The following is a 26,164-nucleotide window of genomic DNA, read 5'->3' as shown; positions in this document are numbered from 1 at the left end:
ATGGACGCTGTTCGCAAACGCCTGCCATTCTCCGGGTATTCTGATGCCTATGCTCTGCCAACGATTCTTAGGTGTGAGACAAACCTTTATCTTGCGCAGTTTGCATTCATGAAGCTTCTCCCTGCGAAGTACATCATTGAGCAAGCGCTGGCTCGAGGGACTTTGAAGCACGGCATGAAAGTTCTCGAGACCTCAAGCGGAACCTTCGCACTGGGTTTGGCCGTAGTTTGCCGGGAACGTGGATTCCAGCTTGAAATCTTCACAGACCCAGTGATGGACAAAGGTCTGGAAAACAGGTTGAGCTCCCTGGGAGCCGAAGTCGTCATAGTAACTGAAAAGGCCAGGCAGGGTGGCTATCAAAGAAGCCGGCTGGACGCACTACACGCGAGGATGAGACATTTGGGTCACTCCTGTTTCTGGCCCCGACAATACCAAACACCCGACAACCCTGCAGCCTATAAGGTTTTTGCCGATCAAATATCGGGGATGCTGGGCGCCGACATTACTTTGGTCGGTTCTGTGGGGTCAGGAGGCTCTACTTGCGGAACGATAGAGCGCCTCCGCCAAAAAGCCCCAGGCGCTCGCCTGATCGGAGTGGACACGTTCAATAGCGTCATTTTCGGCCAACCGGATGGCGAACGGAAACTGCGGGGGCTGGGGAACAGTCTTGTGCCCAAGAACGTGAAGCATGAACTGTACGACGATGTGCATCTCATCTCGGCTCCGCTCGCATTTGCTGCAACGCATACCCTCCACGAGCGGCACGCCGTTTTCGCCGGTCCGACCTCCGGGGCGAGCTACATCGTGGGGCGTTGGCACGCTCGGCAGTATCCAAGAGAAATCGTGGTCGTCATATGTCCTGATGAAGGCCACCGCTACGCCGAAGCTGTTTATGACCACGAGTGGCTCAAGCAGAACGGATGTTTACATGAAGGTGTTCTTCCGGACGCTCCGTCCAGCGAAGAGCATCCCTCGACCGCTCTCCCGCCATGGAACCGATATCGTTGGAATCGGAAAAGCCGGGAAGCTCTTCTAAACGCGCCTGAGGACGAATCATGATGAACCGAGGTAGCTTCCTTTTCGTGGAAAGCAATACGACGGGCACCGGCGAACTATTGATGAAACGGGCCAGAGCTCTGGGCTTTGAACCGTATCTCGCTACGCGCAATCCTGCGCGTTATGCGTTTCTTAAAGACACCGTCGCTCACGTTATCGAAGCTGAAACGCGTAGTCCGGATGAACTCGTCGGGGTCGCCGCCAAATTGAGAAGGCTGGCAGGAATATATTCGTCGTCGGAATTTTTCGTGCAAGCAGCCTCAAGTGCTGCGATGGCGATCGGGCTACCAACGGCGAATCCTGAGGCCATAGCTACCTGCCGAAACAAATGGAAACAAGCGGCCGAGCTACAGCGGCAATCAATCGCGATCCCTGAAACTCGACTGGCTACTTCCGTCAGAGACGTGGAGAACATTCTTGCCCAAGCTACTCTGCCAGTGGTCGTGAAGCCGGTCTCCGGAAGCGGTAGTAGCGGCGTGAGATTATGCGATAGCGAGGCAGCCGCCATCAAGGCGTTTGAGAGTGCAACGGGCGCATTGCTCGATCAGGTAGGTCTGCGCAGCCCTGACGTGCTCATCCAACAATATATAGAGGGCAAGGAATACTCTGCAGAGATAATTGCGTACGATGGGACGCTGCATTGCCTTGGAATTCTTGCAAAGCACAAGGGCCCCACTCCCTGCTTCGTCGAGGTAGGGCACGACTTTCCAGCCCCGTTGCCGGAGTCATCCCTCCAGGAACTGGCCTCCTTTGCCGCGGGCGCGGTGTCGGCTCTGGGCCTCAATTTCGGACCGGCTCATGTGGAGTTCGTGATAACCGAGTTGGGCCCTGTGATCATCGAGGTCAACCCCAGGCTGGCCGGAGGGATGATTCCAGTCATGCTCTCCCACGCCCTGGGAACGTCGATCCTAGATATGGTGATCAAACTTTACGCTGGGGAGGCATTCACGCCTCTCCGGACGAGCTCAAGGGCGGGAGCCATTCGTTTCTGCCTTGCTGGTAAGGCTGGCAAGCTTAAACACCTGAGCTTCTCCAAAAGTCCAAACGAGACAGTACCTGAGGCGGGCCTTCTGAAATCTGATGGGGAAGAACTGCAAATAAGTGGGGATTTTAGAGACCGAGTAGCCTACGCCATAGGGGTTGCGGATGAACTCAATGCCGCCGCCATGGCAGCTGAACGGATGATCGATTCCATTGTGATCGATATTGAGGCAGCTGCTTACGAATCGGACAACGACAAAGTCGCTGGGTTAAGCCAGAGCAAGTGGAACCTGCATCCCGAAGCGATGAAGTTGCTCGCTCCGCCAATCGAACTCTCGCGTGACGGTCGCCTCCTGCGGTACCAGGTGTCCATAGACGAAGCACATCTGGTGATGCTCGCGGACCAGGGCTTGGTCAGCCAAGCAGTGGCTGCCGATCTCCTCAAGCACATCTTGGCCCTTCAGGAGGAGGGCTTTCAGTGTTTAGAAGGCCGCGACGCTCCGCGTGGTGTCTATCTGGCCTATGAGGAAGAACTTGCCGGGAGAGCTGGCCCCGAAAAGGCCGGATGGCTGCACCTTGCAAGATCCCGCAATGACTTGAACGCGACCATTTCTCTCCTGGTGCTTCGGGAAGCTGCCTATTCGATCTTGCAACAGATAGGAAGTGCACAAGACGCGCTGCTTCACCGGGTGGAGGAAGCATCGAAACTTGTGGCTCCGTTGTACAGTCAGTACCAGATCGCACTCCCCGGATCGCCAGGGCACTACCTGCTTGGCGTCTTCTTCGCTTTGTCGCGCGAGCGCGAGCGCCTCCATTGGCTCCTGGCGGACATTAGGAACTGCCCCATGGGGGCTGGTGCCGGCGGAGGCACCAGCATCCCCATAGATCCCACAAAGACAGCAAATCTTCTGGGATTCGAACTGCCGTCATTAAACTCGCTTGATGCTGTTGCAAGCCGTGACCATCACCTACAAGCGCTTTCTCTCTTCGCTGGTGTTTCAATTTTGCTCAGCCGTGTGGCCCAGGACCTGCAGGTTTGGACGACGCAGGAGTTCGCGCTCATCGATGTTCCTGACAATCTTGCCGGCGGTTCTTCGATGCTGCCGCAAAAAAAGAACCCGTTTCTGCTTGAACATATCAAAGGGTCGGCAAGCACCGTGATTGGCGCATATGTTTCTGCAGCAACGGCAACTTGCAAAGCGCCTTTCAGCAACTCGATCGAGGTAAGCAATTACGGCTGCTCTGCGCTGAGCCTTGCAGAAGAAGCGCTAAAGCGCGCGCTAACCCTCACATCGCTAATCGTGAAGTTCATGTCTTTCAACGCTTTGTCGATGCGTGAAAATCTGGAGGATGGTTCATCGATGACGACGGTCGCCGCAGAACGGATGGCGTCGCAAGGCGTTCCTTTTAGAGAAGCCCACACAAAGGTTGCAGAGATCGCCAGGCGGTTATCTCTGTATAGCAGCGCCGCTGAATGCCGCAGCGAATTGATCAGACATCTCGGTGAGGTATTGCCAGCGAGTCCTGAAAAGTGCAGGGACGCTCTGCAGTTCGGGGGCGGCCCCGGAAAAAGATCAATAGGCGACCAGATTTCTGTAGCGAAAACGCTCATTCGGAAAATGCATTTGGAATGCGCGGACATGCGGGGACGCTGGGTGCGCGCAGAAATGCGCCGTAAACAGAAGGTGAAAGAACTTATTGACAAGCACGGGACTGGCTAAAGGGGTGTATGTTGCGACGTCCTCTGCTGGATTGCATGCAGGCTAGTGCCCGGCAGTCGGGACTTGCCTCATTCGTCATGACCCGCCAATCACTCTGGAATTTAGCGCCCGGGTCCGCAGCCGATGCCGCTCGCTGCTTCGCGCGCGGTCTGCTGCTTTGCACTTGCATGTAGTGTGGCAACATTGGCAACCTTACCCTGTCGCTATTGCAGGTCGGCAAATCACCGGTTGGTTGATGCGGCATACTGACTGGCGCTCTCATGGGGGCGCCACCTTCACGAAAACAACCGGCGACTGGCTCGGGTGGCATAGCCGTACCAATCACCCCCTCGCGTCCCCCGCGGGGGCGGACATGCTCGCTACCAGCGGCAACGCTATCGGGCGATCGACTGCCATAAGCGGCCTTATTCACCCTGTCAGTCGTCGAGGCGACGTTTGGGGGGCTGGATGGCGGCATAGCGCCTATCCGCCTCGCAAGCATGGCATGCTCGACCGCATGACCCGCACCACTGCAATCGGCCCGGCGGTCTACACGCCTGATCCGATAGCCGCGCCCAGCACGATTGACACGATCGGCCTCCGCAACGCAGTAGCCCATCACATTCTCCGCCCGGAATCTGCCGGGCTGGTGCGAGCTGCTCCGGCTCGGCACGTTCTCTTTGGTCGACGTTAAGCGTCGCGCGGTTTTCGCGTGACTCCCTATCTGCAGGAATGCGTCTCCGAGTCGGCGGCTTGATCTCGCGCGATGCTGAGATCGGGAAACTATGCCCTGCGGCATCCCGATTCAGCCCAGCACCACGACCGGGACGCTCTCCCCGATCAGCCGCCAGGGAGCCGAGTAACTTTCGTGTCCAGGTCGATTGCGCAGTCCGCCTGGACCTTGTGCGCGAGATCCCGCAGCTGCCCTAACGGCGCCCATCCGCCTGAGGGCGAAGCGCCCCGGCCTCTTCGGCAAAGCGCTCCGCAGGAGCCACGCCGGTCGTGCCATGCACACGCTGATCGGCAATCTCGCGCGTCCACCGGTCCAGATCAGCCTCGAACGCCGCCCAGTTCTCGAACCGGCGGCCAGCAATCGCATGCGCTTGACGTAGCCGACCCCGCGTTCGTCCTTCCCCTTCGTACGCGCCCGGTAGGGCGCACAAGCCCGCGGCGTAAATCCCCAGTAGCGGGCAAAGGTGTGCAGCCTCACATTGAACCGCACCTCCCGCGTCGTCGCATCGTGATGTTCGACCAGCGCCTTCGGATTGTCGAACAGTACTTCCGTTGGAACCCCGCCGAAGCGAAGGAAGGCTCCTTCCATCCCCTCGAACCAGTCCGCCTGGCGCTCCCGAAGCGAGGGACGGATATGCAGCCGACGCGAGTAACCCAGCGTTGCTACAAACAGGTGCACCCGAACACGCTCGCGGCCGACCCACGCCCGCGTGTCGCCAAAGTCGATCTGCATCTGATGTCCCGGCGCCGTCTCAAACCGAACCGTCGCGCGCTTCTGCGCCCTCAACTCCCGACGCCAACCCTGCACCCGAAGCTCCACCGACCGAAGCCCTATAACGATCCCATGTTCGCTCTCCAGTTCCTGGCGCACCACATCGGCGTTGCCACCATGGCGGAAGAAGCGCTCCCGCAGCCAATCGTCCAGCCCGTCAAACGCGGTCCGCCGCACAGGCTTGCGAAACGGAAAAGTCCGGCCCTCGCGCAGATACCGACGCACCGTGTTGCGCGCGCATCCGAATTCCTTCGCAAGTCGCTTCGCTCCCCAGCCAAGCTCATGCAGCCGCAGCATCGCTGCCACCTCTTCAGGCTGAAGCATCTCCTCTCCCTGCATCGTTCTCGACAATGCAGGTATCGCCCAAATCCCAATCGTCATCCATGCCTCCTCTCATAACCGAGGGGGCAGTTCTTCATTCGTCAGGGGGTCAGTTTCTCAATTCGGCCGACAGTATGAAGCCGGCCACCATTCCAACCAAAGACCGGCCAGTTTTCGGCACTGAAGATTACCTCCTGGGTCAGCAACTTTGGCATCAATTGCGCCGCGATGAACGGGGACATTTTGATGCGGTAAAGAGAAGGCTGACCATGCGACGTTGAGACAAATGCTTCGGCTTGCCGGAAGCGCGGGACCAGTTCCCGCGAAATTGCGGTCGCGCTGGGAATAGCACGCAGTACGGTGCAGGATAATCTGCGGCGCGCAGCGACAATGGGTTGAACTGGCCCCTGCCAGGCGAACTGACCGATGACGCGCTTGAGACCAAACTCTTCACTCGCAATGGCGTCAAACAGCGCACGCGGCTGCGCACAGAGCCGAACTGGGCCCATCTTGCCGTCGAGCTCAAGAAGCCGGGCGTCACGCTCCTCATCTGATGGGAGGAGTGTCAATGCCGCTCGAATTTCCCAAAGTGCCGAGGTAAAATTCCCCAGTTTCGCCGCTCAGGCTGTCGCGGAAGGGTGTCCATTTTTCGGCGGCCGGCCGCGCGGTCGTGATGGTGCGTTGAGCGTTGGCGGCGTGATGGAGGCTTTTGATCGCAGGTGTTCGGGCATGAGCTCGGCGTGCTGGCGGAGCCGATAGCTCGATCCTTGGATCTGGACGACGACCGCATGATGAAGCAGGCGATCGAGAAGTGCGGTTGCGACGACAGGATCGCCGAAGACCTCGCCCAATTCGGCGAAGCCGCGGTTTGAGGTGAGAATCATGGCGCCCTTCTCATAGCGGGCGTTGACGAGCTGGAAGAACAGATTGCCGCCACCGTGGATGACGGGATAGCCGATCTCGTCGACAACGAGCAGAGCAGGCCGGCAGAAGAAGCGGATGCGTTTCCTGCAGGCGGCCTTCGCGTTCGGCCCTTGCCAGTGCGGCGATGAGTTCGGCGAGCGTGCAGAAATAGACGCTCTTTCCAGCCTTCACAGCCTCGACGGCAAGTGCGATGGCCAGATGGCTCTTGCCCGTGCCGGGCGGGCCGAGGAAGTAGACGACCTCGCAGCGGGCGACGAAGCCGAGTTGGGCGAGGGTGAAGATTCGATTGCGGTCGAGCGAGGGCTGGAAAGAGAAGTCGAAGCCGGCGAGCGTCTTGATCGTGGCCAGGCGTCCCATGCGCAGTGCCGTCTTGATCTGGCTGTTCTCGCGCAGGGTCAACTCTTCCGAGAGGAGGATGTCGATGGCTTCGAGGGCGGCGATCTCGCCCTGCTCGAGCCGGCGCACGACATGATCGAGTGCTTCGAGCGCCCGCGGCATCTTCAGGCCGACGAGGTCGTGGCGGATCCGGTCGATTGTGGATGGCGTGGTATCGAGCGCGTTCGTCATGGAGGCTGCTCCTTCGCCATCACCCGGGCGACGGCATCGTAGAAGGCCAACGGGCGCTGAGCGACCCTGTCGCCCGAGCCATGAAGGATGACCTCGTCGTTCCTCAGTCTTTGTCGGCGCTTGTGGATGTGGATGTTGCGATGACCCGGCTCGACATGACGCTGATGCCGGCCTTCGAGAATGGGATGGGCGGCAATCAGCGCGCCGTCCTCGAAGATGCGAACCTCTTCGGCCAGCGTGTGTACCTCGACGACACGGCGCCTGGTGGTGTCGGGCACGCTGTAGAAATTGCCGCCGACGCTGACCATGCCCTCCCGGCTGATGCGTCGCTCGAGCTTCAGGACCGATCGGAACGGAGCCAAAGGCAGCGGCCGCAGCGCTGCCCGCTCCTCGGCGAAAGCTTCGTTGACGACACGCCTTGTGGTGGCGTGAACTCTCGGGTTTGCGACCGTGTTCAGCCAGTGACGCAACTGCACGTTCAGGTCTTCGAGAGGAAGAAGTCCTCGCGAATGTAACGGAATGGTCGCTCCACCTTGCCTTTTGTTTTGGCGCGGTAAGGCCGACACGCCTTGGGATGGAAACCATAGTGGCGGGCAAGATCGACGAGGGCACGGTTGTAGACGATGCCGCCGGTGTCGCCTTCGCCGATCACAGCCGTCTTCATACGGTCGTAAAGCACTTCGCGAGGAGCGCCGCCCAGCGCCTCGAAAGCCCCAGCATGGCAGCGCAAGACAGTCGGCAGATCCTGGTGGACGACGAAGCGTGCCCAGATAAGGCGACTGAAGCCAAGCACCATGGAGAATAGCCAGACGATTCTCGGCGTGGTCGGCTCATCGGTAAAGACGACATTGAACTGGGCGAAGTCGACCTGCGCCTGCTCGCCGGGCGGGTCTCGAAGCGAACCTCGTATCCACGCTCCGCCGCGGCAGGACGGACCTCGCGCAGGAAGTCGGTGACGGCCGTGTAGCCACCGCCATAGCCGAGGTCCTTCAGTTCCCGGAAAGGCGGCCGATGAGTCCGGGCTATCGCGTGACCCGTTCGCGAAGGGCCGTAAAGCGATCGATCACCGCCGTCCGTAGGCCGGAGTCTTGAGCCCGCGCTCGATGTATTTGCGCACCGTCTTGCGGTCGATCCCGCTCTCCCTGGGATCGCCGACACCGACAGGCCCTGCCGATGCAAATCCAGTATCATCGTCATCTCCCCGATCTTGATCACCGAAATCCCTCTCCCGACCATCAGGAGAAGCATCAACGATTACGCGCCGCCGGTCTCCCGGGGCGCGCTCTGGAAGACCGGCGGCAGCTACGGCATGATGGCATCCCATTATGGCGTCGGCGTTCTTCCGGCACGGCCGCGACGGCCGAAGGACAAATCGAAAGTCGAGAACGGGCGTGCGTTTCGCCCAGTCATGCATTCTGGGGCGGCTGGGCAACCTGATCTTCTTCTCGCTTGCCGAGGCCAATGCCGCCATTCGCCAGGCACTCGATCGCATCAATGATCACGTCATGCGCCGGCTGGGCGTCAGTCGCCGGCGGGTCGCGCTGGACACTCCCACGCGAACCGCGCCGCCGCCTCGGTCAACTGAAGACACCTCTTGGCGACATCAACGGAAGAAAAATAGAGCGCCTGATGCACTTTTAGATGAACCTAATATTAAACAAGCAAATCGTCACTTCTCACGAATGTTTCCGGCGTAACGAGAAAATACATCATAGCTATATTGTTGTAAATCCTTTTGCCGACATAGTGAAATCCTATCTTCAAGTTTTTTAAGCGCGAACGCGTGTTCGTTGGAAGAATAAAGGCTGTGACTTTCTCAAGTTTTAAATTCTCGAAAGCAAAGTTGACCACTGCCCTCCCGGCCTCGACTGCGATCCCCTGCCCGGAGGCCGCAAGGTGGAGGCGGGTTACGAGTTCTACGTTATTTGGATCTTCGGGCAGACGCCGGCCGGTGCACCTCAATCCACAATAGCCAGCGAATTTTCTGGCTTGGCCTCCATCTTTGACGAACACCATCCATAAGCCGAAACGATTGCGCTGCCAATGATTGATGAACTGAAGCAGTTCAGCTTTCGACTGCTCTATCGTCGGATAGAATCCAATCACGGCGTTTACCACGAACGGATCGCTATGAAGTCCATGTACAAGAAGCTCGTCGCTATCCGACGGCGGCCTTAGGATTAGGCGTGGCGTTTCAAGCATCTGCATGAGAAGTTTCCTCTTCTGAGCCTGCACTTTCGATTGGGCGGCACATACAACAACGATGCTATGATCCCCTAGAATGCGCGTTCCTTGGGTTAAAGTTTCTTGAATTCTCTGCAATGATCTTGTTTCGGGAATGTTGAGATCCGTCGTGAGGAAATGGGAGGTTTGCGGTCGAAGTCAGTGGGGTTGTTTTGGGACGTCTGCGCCCCGTCTGTTATATCGCGAGTTGCGGGATGCGACTGAAGACAATGCGCAGGTCCGGCGGTATGTCGGCAGGTGCAAGGCGGATTTGGGTTTTCATCGCGACCACGCGCGGCGATCTTGATGAGGGGCGGTCGCAGCGGGTCGAATTGGGCTGCTGCAGAGCTCGAGCAATTCGTCATCGGGGCGCGCAGCACACAAGCCAGTAGGCGCCGGCATGTGAACAGCCGGCACTGGTTAGCCGTCGCTCTTGTGCAGTACAGCCCACGGTCCGAAAAGCGAAAACGTCCGGTTGCGATCGATGCGTCTTCACCCTAGCGGATGCCGGTTCCGAAATACCGCGTGTGGGCTACATTGAGGATTCGATTGATCAAGTTCGAGAAACTGTGTCCAGCGGTCGTCGCGGCCAGGACATAAACGCAGGACATGCTGACGCCGGCCATCGAGTTAATCTCCAGAACAAACGGTTGGCCGGAGCGATCGATCCGGAGGTCGACGCGAGCGTAATCCCGGCAGTGGCAGGCACGGAAGGTCGCAACAGAAATATTTCGCAGTACCGTCGCAAGTTTGCTCTCGACCTGCGCCGGGCAAATCCTCCGCGGCGATGCGGCCGCGATATGCTTCGCTTCCCAAGTCACCAGACGCGTTTCACGGTCGCCGAAGTCATACTCCACCAGAGGTAACACCTCAAGCTCTCCGTTACCGAGCAGCGCGACGGTGATTTCCCGCCCCTCAATGTATTCTTCTACGAGCGCATCCTGCGCATACTGCGTGACGACCGCATCTACGGCTTGCTCCAACTGAGCAGGCTCATGCACGAGCTGCAACCCGAAGCTGGTGGTTTCATGACGCGGTTTTACTACCACCGGGAATCTCAGGTCGCCAGTGCCTTCGGTGCCGCGACGCATCACGCGAAAATTGGGGGTAGGCACGCCGGCATCGCGCATGAGCCTCTTGGTGATGGCCTTGTCCAGCGCCAGCCCATGCCCGAGAGGGCTCGATCCGGTGTACGGCACGCCGGCCATCTCGAGCATGGCCGGAACGTGAGTGTAACGGCATTCGCCTTGAATTCCGAGTGCCATGTTGAAGACCATTCCCGAGGGCCGGGCTTGTGGATCGGGTGGCATGAACCGCTCGAGTGTAGCGAGCAGTCCCTTATCACCTTCGCACAGCAGCGTCTCGTGGCCGCCCTCTCGCAGCGCCTCCGCGACACTTTCAACCGCCTCGCGGCCATATTCCTCCCAACAAGGCTGACCGAACCGGTTGATCACGCCCGTACGATCATGGTCCCAAACGACGGCTACCCGCATGAGTTACTCCTTTGCATTTTCCCTGTGTTCGCCCCGTTGGCCGAAGACAACAGCTCGTCGAGAGTGCTCGCCCGGCATTAAGGCCGGCCAAGCAGCGAGCCGGTTTGTTCTAGGCGTATCATCCGGCTGTCCGGTGTTATCGGTTGCGAGCTTCGTCACGCTTCGCAATTGAGGTTGGCCTCGGCAAGTGGAGCTCTCGTTCGTGAAATTTAGTGGATGACGTGAGCGCGTTCGGCTCGCCAGCCACCATGCGATGCCTTAGGTCTTAACGCTCACATCCGCAGGACCACGCTTGGCTGCCAATGGGATTGGGCCGCCACCAAGCAGTGAGAGCCGAAAATCAATGGCCGCGCTAAGCCCTCGAAATCGCCCCCACCTGCACGAATGAACCGCGGCTTGCCAGATCTTCGCCGGTGATGAAACCGCCCCCAATCCATACCGGCTGAGATCGGCTTGGCAATTCTCCCGAGTTAGAAGTCCTCGATGCCGATAAGGGCTTACCGGCGAAGCGTGGCGGCGAACTCCGGATCGCGAAACATCCCGCAGATGTTCGGCGACTGATCCTTGTGCAAGAACAAGTCCCTGGTTGCCGGTGAGCGCAGATAATTCATCACCCTCTGGGTTTGTTGGTGATGCAATCGCGCAACCGGGCGGCCGCCTCCCACGGCGCCGGTAGCCGATCTCATTACTTTTGTATAGCGGAGCACGCCATAATTCCTCCACACGTGGTCGAACGTCGCGGGAGTGGATGGAACCGTGCAGGCGCGATGCCCGACCCGCTGCTCGCCGGCTTTGATCGAAGTGACCGCGGGCGCACGGGAATATGCCTGCGTTCAACTGTCCGCGGAACGGACAAGCAATACGATCTGCCCGTTCAGCCCCGATGCACTGGACTCTGAGACGCAAAGGTTCGAGGCCGCGGTAGCCGCGGCGATTGCATTTGCGCAGGAATGAAGGATGTTTCCGCCCGGCTTCGGTGCGGATCGGGAAAGCCGTCACCACCGCCTGATGGCGCTGCCCCACAGACGCGGCTAGGCCCTGGTGTACGGTGGTCAGCATTCCACGCCTTTCGGTCTCATGCTTCGGGCAAATCGTCCAACCAGCATGCACCCTCAAGGTGCGGCCGGGAAAAGATCCTTCCGATCTTTTCGGGAGTCTTGTTTTGATGGTATCGCATATACACCCGGTCGTCGGCTCCAAGGTCGATGATCTCGATCTTTCCTGTATAATGAGACATGATGTATTTGAATGTTTTTTCATTGCCGCTGAGACGTTGGTTGATGCCACGCGCAATCTCTATTCCGCGGCGCAGCGAAAGCTGGAAATGCGATGCCCCTCTCACCGGCCTGCTCTGAAAGAGGTAATAAGGGCGGACGCCCATTTGATGACACTTGGCAAAGGTCGCAGCCAAGATCTTGGGATCATCATTGACCTTCGCAAGGAGAACGGACTGGTTGAGGAACTGTACTTCCTGTGCACGCAAAAATCGAATGTTACACTCTGCATCAACCGAGATTTCGCCGATGTGATCGAAGTGTGTGACGATGACAGCGGTCTTCCCCGCTTTGTGGATCCGTTGGAACAAAGCCGGTAGAGCGGGATCCTCGAACCGCTTGGGCTCATAAGCCAATGTTTTTGTGCCGAATCGGATCGTTTCCAAGTGTGAGATCGGCAGCAAATAGTCGAGAATTTTGTCGAGCTTAGCGGTGCTCAGCACGAATGGGTCGCCTCCCGACAACAGCACGTTAGTCATCTCAGGGTGATCGCGGATATATCCAGCAACTTGAGCGAAATCATGTACAATCTCATCCGAGTCCTTGCCGACAAGGCGTTTCCGGAAGCAAAAGCGGCAATATGAAACGCAGCGGTCTGTTACCAGTAACAACCCAGTCGGAGGGTACTTATGCTGAAGTCCAGGTACTACTGTGTTGTCCTGCTCGCCGCTCGTATCCAGACTGCCGCGATTTTCGAACTCTTGTAATGACGGTTCCACAATGTATTTTAGCTGGTCATAATAACCGCTGTTGATGATCTGCTCACGATAGAATTCTGTGACATGATAACGCGTGATACTGTTGGCTTGTAGCTCATTCTCTGCGACAATGCGCCCTTCGATGAGATTCATCCCCTAGCCTCCGAACTGCGGGTGCGAGTTGGCGGACGATAATCCCAGCAAGCAGGCCCGAGGCGCCGACGTCGCCCGCATGTTTGATTCATGATCGCTTGGCGGTACTGAGCTCAGCGAGGTAGCTTCTCTCGCGTGGTTTTGGATCATTCGAACCAGTTTCATTTAGAATCCTCGGCCGAGACTGCTAATGGCTAGGGTTCTAACGGAACCCTCGCCCTGTCAGAGGCAATACGCATGCCAGGACTGTAGAAGCAGGTTTCGCGCCGTGCCGACGGAATAGTTGCGCCTCAGTGTGTAGGGTTCCGAACATAGATGTGTTGAACTGGCCACACCTGAACACAGAGCAACAGGACCTTTCAATGAACAGGATCGCTTCCGTAGATCAGCCGCATGGGTGACATTGCGTCGCGACCCACCTTTTGAAGGCAACCGAGCCGCGGCAGCCGCCTCAAACAATCAAGGGTCAGCGCGGCATAAATGGACACGCGACCGAAACCTGGTTCAAAAGATGGCGCTTTGATCTTTGAAGAGGCCCGGGGCATGCGGATCTCCATCTTGGCGATGGCAATCCGCCGCACGCCGCCTGATGCAGACCAGCCAGTAAACCTATTGCTGGCGGACCGGCCATACGTTTTTGAACGTCCAGCCGCGCCTGCCAAGCTATCGCTCAACGCCGCTTCGACCGATATGTCCCGACCGAGCGGTCGTAAGCCGCTGGATCATGTCGCTCAGTGTGATGTCCCTTGCGCTCCTCGGCGGCCCAACGATGAAGGCTTCATGGGGGACTGGAGGCTGCGTCACTTCAAACCGCGCCGGTTTCTGCCTCCAAGATCTCAGCGGCTGGGTGCCATTTTGGCGCAAAAGAGTCGTCCCTAGATGAATTTGAAGACATGACCGCCACAGAGTGGATGCCGGTTCGACGGTGGAGCGATTACCTCAGATGCCGGCGCCTTGCTTGTGCGCCTCGTTGGCAACGCCGTCGGCCAGTTTCCCCGGAATAGCTGCCTGCTTCATCGCCGACGTGATTCGGACTGCACGGTGCACAGCGTACACACGATGGTGGCACAGCGCACCGCGGCGATGGCGCTGGGATAGGAGGACGTCGACGAGACCTGCGGCACGATCAGGCCAAGCTGCTGAACATCGGTGCGCAGATCGGCGTCTCGGTGCGTCGGACAATGTTGCAATGGCTCAGCCGGTCGACACGCAGACGAATTGCCTTGGCCCACGCTCGAATATGCGCCAGGGCCGCTGACGCCGCCGGCCCTGAACCTTTCCCACAAACGACAGAGGAAAATTGCGGAGCCCAGGCGTGTTCAAACCGGAATGCGACGCAGACCCGCGGCAGTCGATATCCGGCTCGAGCCTGGGCGCAGTGAGAGAAGCGGGCTAGATGTTCGGTCCGCCGTGTGATGGCTGCATCAATGCTACCATCACACCCTGGACTGATCTAATTCGTTATCTGGTTTCGGAAAGAGGGTCGAGAAAATCTCGGCGCGTGGTGGCCGACGTTTGTCGCGCGCTGGCTTTGACTGGCTACTTAGTTAAGGCTTGCGACGCAGCGTGAATTAAGGCCATCCGCCCCGAAGACGGCCGACCGGTCAAGATTGACTTAATTCTTTCAATTTCCATAGCTAACTGCAATGACTGCTGCACACCTTTTGGCGACATTGAAGCTCAGATAACAGCAGAGTTATTCCATGGATCACCTAGATCGAAGAATCCTTACGGCTCTACAAAAGAACAACCGGCTCTCTTTTGCCGAGCTGGCGGAATTGGTCGGTTCTTCGGCTGCGTCATGCATGCGCCGAGTTAACAAGCTGCGTTCGGACGGAGTGATCCTTGCGGACATATCGTTGGTGGATCCGAGGGCTTTCGGCAAATTACTTACTGTTGTCGTCACGGTAGAGCTCGACCGTGAGCGTCTTGACCTTGTCGATGAGTTCAAGCGCGCGATGCGCGCGGCCAAAGAGGTTACCCAATGCTACATGGTTACAGGCGACGCCGATTTCGTGCTGCTTGTCTCCGTCGAGGATGTTGAGGCCTTCGACGTCTTCGTCAAGACGAAGCTTTATACCAACCCCAACGTGCGAAAATTCCGGAGCATGATTTCGCTTGATCGTGTCAAGTTCGAGCCACGTGTTGCAGTGTAACGCTGGGCAGGTTGCGCTGAAGTCATCACTCCGGCCGCTTTTTGAAACCGCCGTTGCGCGTCCTGCAGCAGATTGAGCTTTTTCACCGAATCAACTGTGCGATGTAGAGGGCGCAGTTGATCGGGCGCGGTGCGAGTTGCGCGACCCTTTCTCGCGGGAAGCAACCGTCTAGGTGTAAGGAACAACGAATGGCGACCCCGATAACACAGATCTTGCCTGTCTTACCAACTATAGACGAGCATCACGTTGATCGACGGCGCTATCCGGATGGGGTAGCTTTCATGGATGGCCAATACTTGCCGATGTCCCAAGCCAAAATCTCGGTGCTCGATTGGGGTTTCCTCCACTCCGACGCAACCTACGACACTGTGCATGTCTGGAACGCCAAGTTCTTTCGGCTGGATTTGCACCTGGACCGCTTCTTCGGGGGTATTGAACGGCTGCGACTGAAGCTGCCCTATGATAGGAAGAAGATAGCATCCATCCTCAACAATTGCGTGGCCTTGTCGAGCCATAGATCGGCATATGTGGAGATGATCTGTACTCGCGGTTCATCGCCGACCTTCAGCCGGGATCCCCGTCAGGCGGAGAATCGCTTCATGGCGTTTGCCGTCCCTTTTGGTTCGGTTGCTAACAAGGAACAACTGGAAAGAGGTCTGCACATCGCGATTAGCGACACTGTCCGCATTCCGCCAAAATCGATCGATCCATCAATCAAGAACTATCATTGGCTCGATCTCGTTAAGGGCCTTTTTGAGGCTTATGACGCGGGAGCGGAGACTGCGCTTGTCGTTGACACCAACGGCTACATTGCGGAGGGACCTGGCTTCAATGTGTTCTTTGTGAAAGACGGATCCCTGTGGACACCCGCCTTTGGGGTATTGCCGGGCATCACGCGCCGAACTGTATTCGATCTTTGCACCGAGATTGGGCTATCAGCCACGGCTGGTGATATCAGTCGTGCCGACATCAAGGCAGCTGATGAGGTGTTCATTACCTCGACTGCCGGTGGCATTATGCCCGTGACCCGTATCGACCACGCCGCGATCGCTAATGGGCGCGTCGGGCCAGTCACCCGCCGCCTGATGGATCTCTACTGGCAAAAGCACGATGATCCTGAATGGTCGACTGCTGTCATCTATGCGTGAGCGGGATCAGTGGAGAGCGGCTTCGCGGCAGATGCCCGCAATCCGAGCATGCCGCGCTTCGCGGACGCCGCTATTTGGTGGATGGCGTCGACAGCCGCATCGACATCACTGCGACGCTTGGTGAGGCGGTTCGAGGCGCCTCGGGGGGGCTACACATCAGGCAATCGCGAGGTCGTCGACTGGCTTCGCCAACGCTCGCGGCCATACCTCTTCTTCAATACGCTGATGCCCGCTATTGCAGGCGCATCGCTAAGGTCTTCGACTTGACGAGCATGGCGACGTGCTGCGCGAAAAGCTCTACGGCAATGCCAATCGCTTCCGCTCGAAGATGTAGAGGGCCGGCCTCAGACTACTTGGAGCCGATCATCCGATTGTCCCTGTGATGTTGGGTGACGCGCGCCTCGCGCAGCAGATGGACAAGAAGATGCCATGCGACCCGGCGGAACCGCCCGATCAGTTCAGCCGATGCATTTCAAACTATGCGGCCTTTTGCGGCTCGCATTTCAGCAGTCACTACATTTTGACGCAAGGTCTTCCTCCCAAGTAATAGCATTCCCTCAATGCCAGCGCGCAATCACGCGACAAGCGAATACCTGGATCGTTGTGTCGACGAGACCAAGTAAGCGGGTAACCGCACCAACTGCGAAAAGGGAACTGAAATATGGGAATCTCTCGGCGCGATATCATCAAGGCGGGTTTTGCCGCCGGAACAGTTTTGTCGATCCCCACGGTCCTACGGGCACAAGCGGCGCCAGCTCCTGCAGGGATGGTGCGGATGGTGAAGGGCCTGGACCTGCGCATCTTCGATCCGATCTATACAGCAACGAACATCACCGCCGACCACGCCACGGCAATTTACGACACGCTGTTCTCATTCGACTCGAAGTTCAAGCCTCAGCCGCAAATGATTGAAAAGTGGGGCATCTCAGACGACAAGAGAACTTACACGTTCGAACTGCGAGACGGGTTAGGTTGGCACGACGGGACTCCCGTCACTGCAGCAGACTGTATCGCCTCCCTAGTTCGCTGGGGCCAGGTGGCACCCGGTGGGCAGCTAATCATGGCGCTCACCAGTGCCATCTCGAAGAAGGACGATAAGACTTTCACCATCTCGCTAAAGGAGCCCTTGGGATGTCTGGTGGACCTGCTGGCTGATCTTACGCCGCCGTGCCTGTTTGTCATGCGCGAGAAGGACGCGAATCGGCCGGCGACTGAGCAGGTGACTACGACTGTCGGATCGGGTCCGTTTAGGTTCAACGAAGCCCTAGCCAAGCCAGGTGCAAGCTACACCTATGATCGCAATGTAAAATACGTGCCGCGCAAGGAGGCATCGGATGGATTAGCTGGCGGGAAGACCGTCAACGTTGATCGCGTCATCTGGGATGTTATCGCCGACCAGCAGACGGCAATGGCGGCCTTGCAAGCGGGTGAGATTGATTATTTCGAGACCCCGCCTGCCGACCTGTACTCCTTGATCGAGAGCGATCCCAACCTGGAACTTCAGGTTCTGGACATGGCGGGCCAGGATGCGCTCGTGCGCATGAATTTCCTTCAGCCGCCCTTTGACAACGTTAAGGCGCGCCAGGCGGTTCTTCACCTGATTGATCAAGAGGCGTTTATGCGCGTCATGGCCCCTGACTCAAAATATTCGGGTACCCTGACATCAATCTTTGGAAACACTACGCCCGCATCCAACGACGAGAACACAGGATGGTATAAGAAGGGCGGCGATCCGGAGAAGGCAAAGCAACTCTTCAAGGAGGCCGGATATGCCGGCGAGAGGGTGCTTATACTCGATCCGACCGACTGGCACGAGGGAGACAGTGCTTCTCAGCTGCTGGGGTCTGCGCTGCAAAACATTGGGGTCAACGTGGAGCTCGCGTCGATGGATTGGGGTGCACTCTCCACGCGTCGGGCGAACAAAGGCCCCATTGAGAATGGCGGCTGGAACATGTTCATTACCACGGAAATGGATTATTCCCTCGGCAATCCTCTAACAGACCCGCTCCTAGCTGCAAATGGCGACGAGGCTTGGTACGGATGGCCGAAGAGCGATCAGTATGAGGCGCTAAGGGCCAAATGGGCTGACGTCGCAACACTCGAGGAGCGCAAGGCACTGGGCCGCAACATGCAAAGCATTTGGTGGGACTTCGTCGGCGACGTGAGGTTGGGAAAATACGTCGCGCCGATCGCGCGCCGGAAAACTCTCACTGGCCTCATCGGCATGCCGGCGATCATCCCGATGTGGAACATGCAGACGTCGTCGGCCTAATAGCTGTTGCGGAGGATTGTTTCGACCATCGCGATTATTGCGATGGTCGGGGTTCTTCCAAGATTGGCGTCGGGGAGCGACACAGGGATCATCGTCGGCATCCGCGACAAACTGGGATTAGCGATCCCCTGCCAAAAGTACTCACGTTGGTTATCAGGCATGCATGGCGGCGATCTCGGCACCTCGATCTTGGCTGAGCAACCGTTCTCGAGCTCATTCCGCAGCGGCTATACCGACCCTTTCCTGTCGATCCTTACGGAGTGGGTCGTTCTTCCGGTTTCCTTGCCGCGTGGTGAACTGGCGATCGCCGATCGTCTCCTCTAGGCTTTTCGGGGCTTGGCTATTCGACGGCTAGAAAGCGGTCCAGATCATTGTCTCGGTCGATCGCGCGGCGGGCTCACGACCAAGATCCACGTCGTCGACGCGCAGGGGCTCCCGATGCGGCTCGGCTCGACCACAGGGCAGGCGCTCGACCGGCAGATCTTGACCGCCTACTCGGTCAGATCGGCCCACGCGCCATTGTGCTGGCCGACAAGGCCTAAATGACGGGCTTCCGGGGGTTAATCCAGGAGAAAGGCGCCACGCCAAAGATCCCAAGAGCAACCGCAAACGGAAGCCGTGCCTCAGAAACTGCGGCGAGTGCACCTGATTGAGCGCTTCCAAGTCAAAGCTCCGCCGGGTCGCTACTCGCTATGACAAGCTCGCCGCCAACGTCCTCGCAATGGTCCAACGCGCGACGTTGCGCCCGTGACTGCACGTTAATGAGTCTCACTAGTGAAACGTAACATCGGAGTTGGTACCGAATTGTGGTGCAAACGCTTCGATAGCTCCGGGACTTTGACAGAAATGCTGCGTACTCATGACTATAATTTCTACAAAGGGAATGATCTAATTGTGATCTACATGGCGGTACGGCCGCGGCATTACCTCGATATGCGGAGTCTAAATGTTGAGCATTGAAAAAGCTGGCTGTGGCGGAGCCGTCGCGACTGGCGCACCCGCCGCGACAGAGGCTGGGGCCGAGATGCTGAGGCGGGGCGGCACAGCTGCGGACGCTGCAGTAGCGGCTGCATTGGCGATGTGTGTTGCGGACCCTGCGAATGCTAGTCTATTGGGCAGGTGTCAAATTGTGCTGCGGACGCAGGGCGGGCGTTTTGCCGCCATTGATGGAGCGAGCGCAATTCCTTCTTGTCTTCCCGAAAGCCTCGGCGCTGGGCCATTGGCCTTCGCTGGGATTCCGTGCTTACCTCAGGCGCTTGAGAAATTGCACGCAGAGCATGGTCGGCTGCCACTTGCTGTAGTAACAGCACCAGCGGCGCGGCTGGCTGACGAGGGTTTTATTCCGCCACGTCACCTTGCCGCTGCTTGGGCTCAGAATGCCGACGCACTGGCGAAAGGCGGTGCCGGGCCTTATCTAGATGGTATGCAACCACCGGCTCATTTCCGTCATGGCCGTCTTGCAATGTTGCTCCGCGCTTTCGGGGAAAAAGGCGCTGCAGCAATCACTGGCGGAGAGACCGCTCGAGATTTAGCAGAAGCGGTTCGTGCCAGGGGCGGATATTGGTCCGCGGAAGACCTTTCGGCAAACGCAGCTCTTGCTGGCGAGATTCTCCATTCCAGTTTTCGCGACTGTCGGGTTACTACGATTGGACGCCAGGGCTGGGGCCACACCCTTGTTGAAATGCTGTCCATCCTTGATCGCTTGCCCAGATTTTCCGATAGCTTGACGCCTGCGGAGGCCTGCCGATTGGTCACGGTCATTGAAGCCTGCTTCGCAGACCGACCTCAGCGCCTTGGTTCCCTTCAACCCAAGCCAGGTGGGCTCGCGTTCGAAACCTTAATTAACTCAGACTTCATTGCTGCCCGCGCAGTAGAGATTGCAGAGTGCATAAACGAGAATTCGGTCCGCGTGGCTCGGGCAGTACCTCCGACTGTGAAGGCGACGGAGCAGAAAGATACTACGCACCTTTCAACTCTCGATGCGCAGGGAGCGACGGTGGCGCTGACCATGTCAATAGGTCCTCATTTCGGGCTCCGCGCAACGGATCCGGCATTCGGGCTTCTTCCGGCAAAAAGCTATCGGATGGGCAGTGATCCAGTTCCAAACGCCCGTGACGTAACAGAGATGTCGCCGGTAATTGTCACTCGGGGTGAACGTGTGATCCTCTCCGTCGGTGCTGCTGGCAGCGAACTTATTCCAGGCGCAGTGGTTCAGGCGATCATAAACGTAGTCGATCGCGGCGCCAGCTTATCTGAGGCGCTTCGAATGCCGAGGGTGAATGTGGCGGAAAGTGCAGTGTGCACTCATGACGAGGTAGGACCTGAGGTGATCGCTTTGCTTCGCGGGCGCTGGCCTGGCTTGAGCGTGATCAGCGGCGGAGGCGATCACCTCGGTGTCGTTCAAGCGGTCGGACATGATGCGGACGGTCATCCATACGGAGCTGCCGATCCTGCGTGGGATGGCACGTGCGCCGTGGTGCCGGTATCAACCTGAATCTTTTGAGCTGGCGCCTTCACCTAGTAAAAAGGCCAAGGAGCCGTGTGGCCAAACACGCTGGGACCTCAATGACTAAAATTCTCCATCGAACGATCGGTACACATCTGCCGCGAGCTGTAGCTGGAGAGGGAATCTATATCACTGACAGTAGTGGTCGATGTTACATTGATGGTTCAGGGGGCGCAGCGGTAAGTTGCCTTGGCCATAATCATCCAGAAGTCATTGAGGCAATGAAGGCGCAGATGGGAAGCATCAGTTATGCGCACACGTCCTTCTTCACTACCGATATCGCTGAACAGCTTGCTGAGCAACTTGTTGAGCTCGCGCCGGAGGGGCTTGATTATGTCTACCTGGTTTCGGGCGGTTCGGAAGCTGTGGAGGCTGCCCTCAAGATGGCGCGCCAGTATTATGTGGAGATCGGCCAGCCTCAACGACGCCACATTATCGCACGCCGTCAGAGCTATCATGGGAACACGATCGGTGCTCTAGCAACCGGTGGAAATGCGTGGCGCCGCGAGCAGTTCAAGCCGATCTTGCCCGAAACCCATCATGTCTCGCCCTGCTATGCCTATCGAGACATGCAACCGGCCGAAGCAGCTGAGGCATACGCCAAACGACTTGCCGCTGAGCTTGAGGCAACGATCGTCGAGTTGGGCGGTGACAAGGTCATGGCATTTGTTGCGGAGCCGATTGTCGGCGCGACGCTGGGTGCCGTAGGGCCTGTGGCAGATTACTTCAAGCAGATCAGACAGATTTGCGATAAGTACGGGATCCTCCTCATCCTCGACGAAGTGATGTGCGGTATGGGGCGCACCGGAACAATATTTGCTCTGGAACAGGAAGGGATCGTTCCCGACCTCGTTACCATTGCAAAGGGCCTGGGCGGAGGCTTCCAGCCGATTGGCGCGGTACTGTTGTCGGAAAGGATCTATCGCGCCTTTGCCGAAGGTTCGGGTCTGTTCCAGCACGGACACACCTATATCGGTCATCCGATAGCTGCGGCGGCAGCCAGCAAAGTCGTGGAGATCATCAATCGGCCGGAAATGATGGCCAACGTCATCAAGATGGGCGACCGGCTTCAGGCCGGACTCCATGCAACACTCCGTGATTCTCCCTACGTCGGCGACATCCGTGGTCGCGGTCTATTTCGAGGTGTGGAAATCGTAGCGGATAAGGACACGAAGCAGCCGTTCGATCCATCCCGCAAGATCCACACGAAAATTAAAAGGGAGGCGATGGAGCGGGGCCTGATGTGCTATCCAACGGGTGGCACCATCGATGGGATATATGGCGACCACTTGCTTCTGGCGCCGCCGTTCATCATTCAACCCGAACAAATAGATCTATTGGTTGATCGGCTGGCTTCCGCCATAAGTGCAGCCGTCGAAAGTTGACCTAGTCAGAGTGGTGAGGCTTTCCCGATGGCAACATCTCCTTGTCCGCCCCTGGCCGACGAACAGTGGCCGGCAGAACTTGAGGATATGAAAAGTGGCTTTGCCGGTGCACTGAACGTCTATCGCACGATGGCTCATCACCCGGCCCTGCTGAAAGCTTGGGCTCCCCTGCGCCAACACATCGTTAACGACAGTGCGCTTGGCCCTGTTCGGTCGGAGCTCGTTATCCTTCGGGCTGCGAAACGAATAGGTTCGGCATATGAATGGGTCCACCACGTAAGCCGCGCTCGTGCCCTTGGCATTTCGGATCTCCGAATTCGAGCCATGTGGGACTCGCCCAACGGCGAGGATGGTCTCATCGCCAGAGCTGTCGACGCTCTTTTTGATGGGACACACTTGCCTCCAGATCTCGACGCCCAACTTTCCGCAACAATGGGAAGACAAGCGATATTCGACCTCATAGCAACGGTCGGATTCTATTCAATATTGGGTTACATCCTTTTGACATACAATACCCCTTTAGATGAAAAAGTTGCAAGGGAAATGGAATTGCGACCGCTATAAGGAAGAGCCGCCGCGAGCCCGCTTCTTCGTAGGGCGCGGCGCATGATGGGAACGAGTACTTACTTATTTTGTACCCAGGGAAGGAACGTATCGCAATCGGCCGACCGTGTGGTAGTGGTCGAGAGTCATTCATGCAGCTCCGGTGTCCACCGATGGCGCGCCAATCTGGAAGATCCTGCTCAGTTGCAATCAGCACCTTCTAACTGGGATCCGAGGGAACCGACCGTCAGCCGTGCTCGTAAACTTCGATCACAAATCGCGCCAAGTGCGGTCATTCGACCAACCAACCGCGACGGATCGGCCGAATTTGGGTCTTGATCAGCCTGAAGCAAGTGTCTGGTAGCCTATAGGGCCACGGCCGACTATCATCCGACATCGATGTCTCGGCGGCCGCATCATGTCTTGTTTCGCTGGTCCAATCGCTCTCCAAGGCGTTGTTGCTGTGCCGGCTGGTCGGTTGGTGATCTCGGGTGTTGTGGAAGCGAACGGGCGCAAGACGATACGTTTCACATTACGCCGTCTTGTGCGCTTCATATTTCAAACGCCCAACCCTTTTGAGTGAAGAGCTTACTTTCAATAAGCTATCATTCAGCCTTACGGGGTCGGGTCAGGCATTTTCATCTTGGCTGCCGCTTCGACACCCCCCCCAACAAGCAGATCAGCTGCGCAACTAACCTGAGAGGGAGTTAGAACATGACGATTTCTCGACGAGACCTCATCAAACTTGGCGTGGTCGCAGGAACAGCTTTATCAATTCCGTCGGTCCTGCGGGCCCAGACGACGGATGCGCGGACGGTCCGCATGGTAAAAAATGGTGATCTGAGCGTCTTCGACCCAACCCTTACGACGGCTAACATAACTGCCGACCACGGCGCGGCGATTTACGACACGCTCTTCGCCCCAGATTCGAAGTTCATGCCTCAGCCGCAAATGGTCGGTAAATGGGGGGTGTCGGAGGACAAGAAGACGTATACATTCGAGTTGCGGGATGGTCTAGGATGGCACGATGGCACGCCCGTCGCGGCAGCGGACTGCGTTGCATCGATCCGTCGCTGGGCCCAGCTGACCCCTGGTGGAAAACTGATAATGGACCGCGCCAGCGACATTTCGAAGAAGGACGACAGAACCTTCACGATTTCGCTTAAGGAGCCTCTTGGCCTTTTGGTCAACATCCTCGCGGACATCGCAACGCCATGCTTGTTCATGATGCGCGAGAAGGACGCCGATCGCCCTGCGACGGAGCAGGTAACTGCGAACATCGGATCGGGACCGTTTACCTTTAACCAGGCTTCCGCCAAGCCAGGGGCGAGCTTTACTTACGACCGAAATGAAAAGTACATTCCCCGCGATGAGCCCTCGGACGGGTTGGCGGGTGGGAAGATCGCGAAGGTCGATCACGTTATCTGGGAGGTTATCGCCGACCAGCAGACTGCGTTGGCGGCGGTGCAAGCCGGCGAGATCGATTACGTTCAATCTCCGCCGATGGACTTTCTTTCTGTAATCGAAAGTGATCCGAACCTTCAACTCACGATTTTGGACAGATCGGGCAGCGACTACGTTCTGCGCATGAACCACCTACAAAAGCCTTTCGACAACGTTAAGGCACGCCAGGCACTGCTTCATCTTATTGATCAGGACTCGTTTTTACGGATAGTCTCACCTGACTCGAAATATACCAAGACTGTCACGTCCATCTTTGGAAATACAAACACGGTGTCAAACGACGAAAATACGGGATGGTACAAGAAGGGTGGCGACCCAGAAAAAGCTAAGGAACTCTTCAAGGAGGCCGGATATGCTGGCGAGAAGGTTGTCATTCTCCAAGCCACGAACGTGCCAGAATACAACAATATCTCTCAGCTCCTTTCAGCGACATTGCGGAAGATTGGGATCAATGCCGAGCTTGTCCCAAGTGACTGGGGCGGTATCGTCGCTCGCCGCGCGAACAAGGATTCCGTTGAAAACGGAGGCTGGAGCATCTTCGTCACGGACGAGGCGGATTATTCCCTTGGCAATCCGCTTACCACATCCTTCCTCCTCGCGAATGGAGATGATGGCTGGTTCGGTTGGCCAAAGAGCGATGAATACGAGGCGCTGCGGGCCAAATGGGCCGACGTCGCAACGCTCGAAGAGCGTAGGGTGCTGGCCCGCAAGATGCAACGAATCTGGTGGGACTTCGTCGGCGATGTGAGGCTAGGTCAGACGGTCTCGCCAATTTTGCACCGGAAGGCGCTCTCGGGGCTCATTGGTATTCCGAATATCAGGCCGATGTGGAACATGCAGAAAGCCTCGGCGTGATGGGGGTCTACATCCTACGCAGATTGGTTTCGACTATCGCGGTCATGGTGATGGTCGGGATTTTTGTATTCCTGTTGCTGAGGCTAGCACCGGGGGATCCAGCGGCTATCATTGTTGGCAAGTCGGGCACGGCGGAGATGATTGCCGGCATCCGAGAAAAGCTGGGCATGAACGATCCTATGCCGGTTCAGTTCATTCGTTGGGTGCGCGACATGCTCGGCGGCGATTTCGGCATCTCGATTTTTTCCGGACGACCCGTTCTCGAGCTCATCTCGCAGAGGCTTGAGCCGACCCTTTCCCTGTCAATCCTGACCATGATCTTTTCGGTGTCAGTCGGGGTCTGCTTCGGCATCCTTGCCGCATGGCGAACTGGCGGGTTCATCGACCGCCTCCTCGCTGCCTTTTCGGCACTTGGCTATTCCGTCCCGATCTTTGTCATCGGCTATTTTTTTATATATTTCTTCGCAATCAGGGCGCACTGGCTCCCGGTCCAGGGTTATGTACCGATTGCTGGCGGCCTAAGGCCTTGGTTCGTGCACCTGATCCTTCCCACCCTGGCGCTAGGTCTTGGCTACATCGCATTTATCGCCCGGGTCACCCGGGCGAGTATGCTCGAGGTCCTGTCGGAAGACTATATGCGAACCGCCGCGGCCAAGGGCGCTTCGTCCTATGCCATGCTTTTCCACCATGCCTTAAAGAATGCCGGCGTGCCGATCCTAACCGTCATCGGCATAAGCTTTGCCTATCTGATCGGCGGGGTCGTTCTTACGGAAACGGTGTTCAACATACCCGGTATCGGTCGTCTGGTCGTGGATGGAATCAACAATCGCGACTATCCCATCATTCAGAGCGTTCTCATCCTGACTTCGGGTCTTTACGTCCTTATCAACCTCACGGTCGATCTGGCCTACACGCTGATCGATCCCCGGATCCGGTACTGA

The 26,164-nt window shown here is 57.5% G+C and carries 18 protein-coding genes and 6 pseudogenes; 15 read left to right on the top strand and 9 right to left on the bottom strand.

All coding sequences use genetic code 11. The features are described from left to right. Positions 1-1,059 carry a cysteine synthase family protein gene (locus NKI59_RS22185; RefSeq protein WP_352706839.1) on the top strand — a complete coding sequence of 353 codons (1,059 nt, stop codon included), beginning with the start codon at positions 1-3 and terminating at the stop codon, positions 1,057-1,059. Next, the gene (locus NKI59_RS22180) at positions 1,056-3,758 is read left to right on the top strand and encodes a lyase family protein (protein ID WP_352706836.1); all 2,703 of its coding nucleotides are present in this window, start codon (positions 1,056-1,058) and stop codon (positions 3,756-3,758) included. The genes NKI59_RS22185 and NKI59_RS22180 overlap by 4 nt, the downstream gene beginning before the upstream one ends. A 790-nt stretch (positions 3,759-4,548) precedes the next feature. Here NKI59_RS22180 and istA (NKI59_RS22175) read toward each other — a convergent pair. The 4 genes and pseudogenes from istA (NKI59_RS22175) to istA (NKI59_RS22160) form a co-directional block, all read right to left on the bottom strand. Then, a pseudogene (gene istA / locus NKI59_RS22175) lies at positions 4,549-5,622 on the bottom strand (IS21 family transposase); the annotation flags it as partial. 41 nt (positions 5,623-5,663) lie between these two features. Further along, positions 5,664-6,131 (bottom strand): hypothetical protein, encoded by a 468-nt coding sequence (locus NKI59_RS35145; RefSeq protein ID WP_502901089.1) that lies wholly within the window; start codon positions 6,129-6,131, stop codon positions 5,664-5,666. Positions 6,132-6,182: 51 nt separating this feature from the next. After that, a pseudogene (istB, locus tag NKI59_RS22165) lies at positions 6,183-7,053 on the bottom strand (IS21-like element helper ATPase IstB). Further along, a pseudogene (istA, locus tag NKI59_RS22160) lies at positions 7,050-8,268 on the bottom strand (IS21 family transposase). The pseudogenes istB and istA (NKI59_RS22160) overlap by 4 nt, the downstream one beginning before the upstream one ends. 176 nt (positions 8,269-8,444) lie before the next feature. Between istA (NKI59_RS22160) and NKI59_RS35140 the strand changes: the two are divergent. Further along, on the top strand, positions 8,445-8,750 hold the full coding sequence (locus tag NKI59_RS35140; protein WP_502901088.1) for a hypothetical protein: 306 nt from the start codon (positions 8,445-8,447) through the stop codon (positions 8,748-8,750). On the opposite strand, the gene NKI59_RS22150 is transcribed toward NKI59_RS35140, so the two are convergent. From NKI59_RS22150 to NKI59_RS22130, 5 genes are all read right to left on the bottom strand, one after another. Then, complete coding sequence (locus tag NKI59_RS22150; RefSeq protein WP_352706834.1) at positions 8,707-9,261, bottom strand: GNAT family N-acetyltransferase; 555 nt, start codon at positions 9,259-9,261, stop codon at positions 8,707-8,709. The genes NKI59_RS35140 and NKI59_RS22150 overlap by 44 nt on opposite strands. A 512-nt stretch (positions 9,262-9,773) precedes the next feature. Further along, a complete protein-coding gene (locus tag NKI59_RS22145; protein WP_352706832.1) occupies positions 9,774-10,769 on the bottom strand; it encodes a D-alanine--D-alanine ligase family protein in 996 nt (331 codons plus the stop codon). A 497-nt stretch (positions 10,770-11,266) separates the two neighbouring features. After that, complete coding sequence (locus NKI59_RS22140) at positions 11,267-11,566, bottom strand: gamma-glutamyltransferase (protein WP_352706882.1); 300 nt, start codon at positions 11,564-11,566, stop codon at positions 11,267-11,269. A gap of 278 nt (positions 11,567-11,844) precedes the next feature. Next, positions 11,845-12,894 carry a KamA family radical SAM protein gene (locus NKI59_RS22135; RefSeq protein ID WP_352706829.1) on the bottom strand — a complete coding sequence of 350 codons (1,050 nt, stop codon included), beginning with the start codon at positions 12,892-12,894 and terminating at the stop codon, positions 11,845-11,847. A gap of 359 nt (positions 12,895-13,253) precedes the next feature. Then, positions 13,254-13,568 carry a hypothetical protein gene (locus NKI59_RS22130; RefSeq protein WP_352706828.1) on the bottom strand — a complete coding sequence of 105 codons (315 nt, stop codon included), beginning with the start codon at positions 13,566-13,568 and terminating at the stop codon, positions 13,254-13,256. Positions 13,569-13,812: 244 nt separating this feature from the next. On the opposite strand from NKI59_RS22130, the pseudogene NKI59_RS22125 reads away from it, so the two are divergent. From NKI59_RS22125 to NKI59_RS22070, 12 genes and pseudogenes are all read left to right on the top strand, one after another. Then, positions 13,813-13,989: pseudogene (locus tag NKI59_RS22125) on the top strand (transposase); the annotation flags it as partial. 608 nt (positions 13,990-14,597) lie between these two features. Further along, on the top strand, positions 14,598-15,050 hold the full coding sequence (locus tag NKI59_RS22120) for an Lrp/AsnC family transcriptional regulator (RefSeq protein ID WP_352706826.1): 453 nt from the start codon (positions 14,598-14,600) through the stop codon (positions 15,048-15,050). 188 nt (positions 15,051-15,238) lie between these two features. Further along, the gene (locus NKI59_RS22115) at positions 15,239-16,198 is read left to right on the top strand and encodes an aminotransferase class IV (RefSeq protein WP_352706825.1); all 960 of its coding nucleotides are present in this window, start codon (positions 15,239-15,241) and stop codon (positions 16,196-16,198) included. 83 nt (positions 16,199-16,281) lie between these two features. After that, positions 16,282-16,625: pseudogene (locus NKI59_RS22110) on the top strand (aminotransferase class I/II-fold pyridoxal phosphate-dependent enzyme); the annotation flags it as partial. 234 nt (positions 16,626-16,859) lie between these two features. Then, a complete protein-coding gene (locus NKI59_RS22105; protein WP_352706823.1) occupies positions 16,860-18,470 on the top strand; it encodes an ABC transporter substrate-binding protein in 1,611 nt (536 codons plus the stop codon). A gap of 42 nt (positions 18,471-18,512) precedes the next feature. After that, positions 18,513-18,794, top strand: coding sequence for a hypothetical protein (locus NKI59_RS22100; RefSeq protein WP_352706821.1), 282 nt, complete (start codon positions 18,513-18,515; stop codon positions 18,792-18,794). Between the two features lie 42 nt (positions 18,795-18,836). Beyond that, positions 18,837-19,221 (top strand): annotated as a pseudogene (locus NKI59_RS35135) (transposase family protein); the annotation flags it as partial. Positions 19,222-19,416: 195 nt separating this feature from the next. Then, complete coding sequence (locus NKI59_RS22090) at positions 19,417-20,964, top strand: gamma-glutamyltransferase (RefSeq protein WP_352706819.1); 1,548 nt, start codon at positions 19,417-19,419, stop codon at positions 20,962-20,964. Between the two features lie 71 nt (positions 20,965-21,035). Next, positions 21,036-22,361 (top strand): aspartate aminotransferase family protein, encoded by a 1,326-nt coding sequence (locus NKI59_RS22085; protein WP_352706816.1) that lies wholly within the window; start codon positions 21,036-21,038, stop codon positions 22,359-22,361. Positions 22,362-22,388: 27 nt separating this feature from the next. After that, positions 22,389-22,925 carry a carboxymuconolactone decarboxylase family protein gene (locus tag NKI59_RS22080; RefSeq protein WP_352706814.1) on the top strand — a complete coding sequence of 179 codons (537 nt, stop codon included), beginning with the start codon at positions 22,389-22,391 and terminating at the stop codon, positions 22,923-22,925. 693 nt (positions 22,926-23,618) lie between these two features. Next, positions 23,619-25,223, top strand: a complete 1,605-nt coding sequence (locus NKI59_RS22075) for an ABC transporter substrate-binding protein (RefSeq protein ID WP_352706811.1) — start codon at positions 23,619-23,621, stop codon at positions 25,221-25,223. Then, positions 25,223-26,164: an ABC transporter permease gene (locus NKI59_RS22070; protein WP_352706879.1), complete on the top strand. Its 942-nt coding sequence runs from the start codon at positions 25,223-25,225 to the stop codon at positions 26,162-26,164. The genes NKI59_RS22075 and NKI59_RS22070 overlap by 1 nt, the downstream gene beginning before the upstream one ends.

The sequence above is a fragment of the Mesorhizobium sp. M0598 genome (assembly GCF_040320865.1).
In the GTDB taxonomy this organism is placed as follows: domain Bacteria; phylum Pseudomonadota; class Alphaproteobacteria; order Rhizobiales; family Rhizobiaceae; genus Mesorhizobium.
This window is presented reverse-complemented; position numbering and strand designations above follow the sequence as displayed.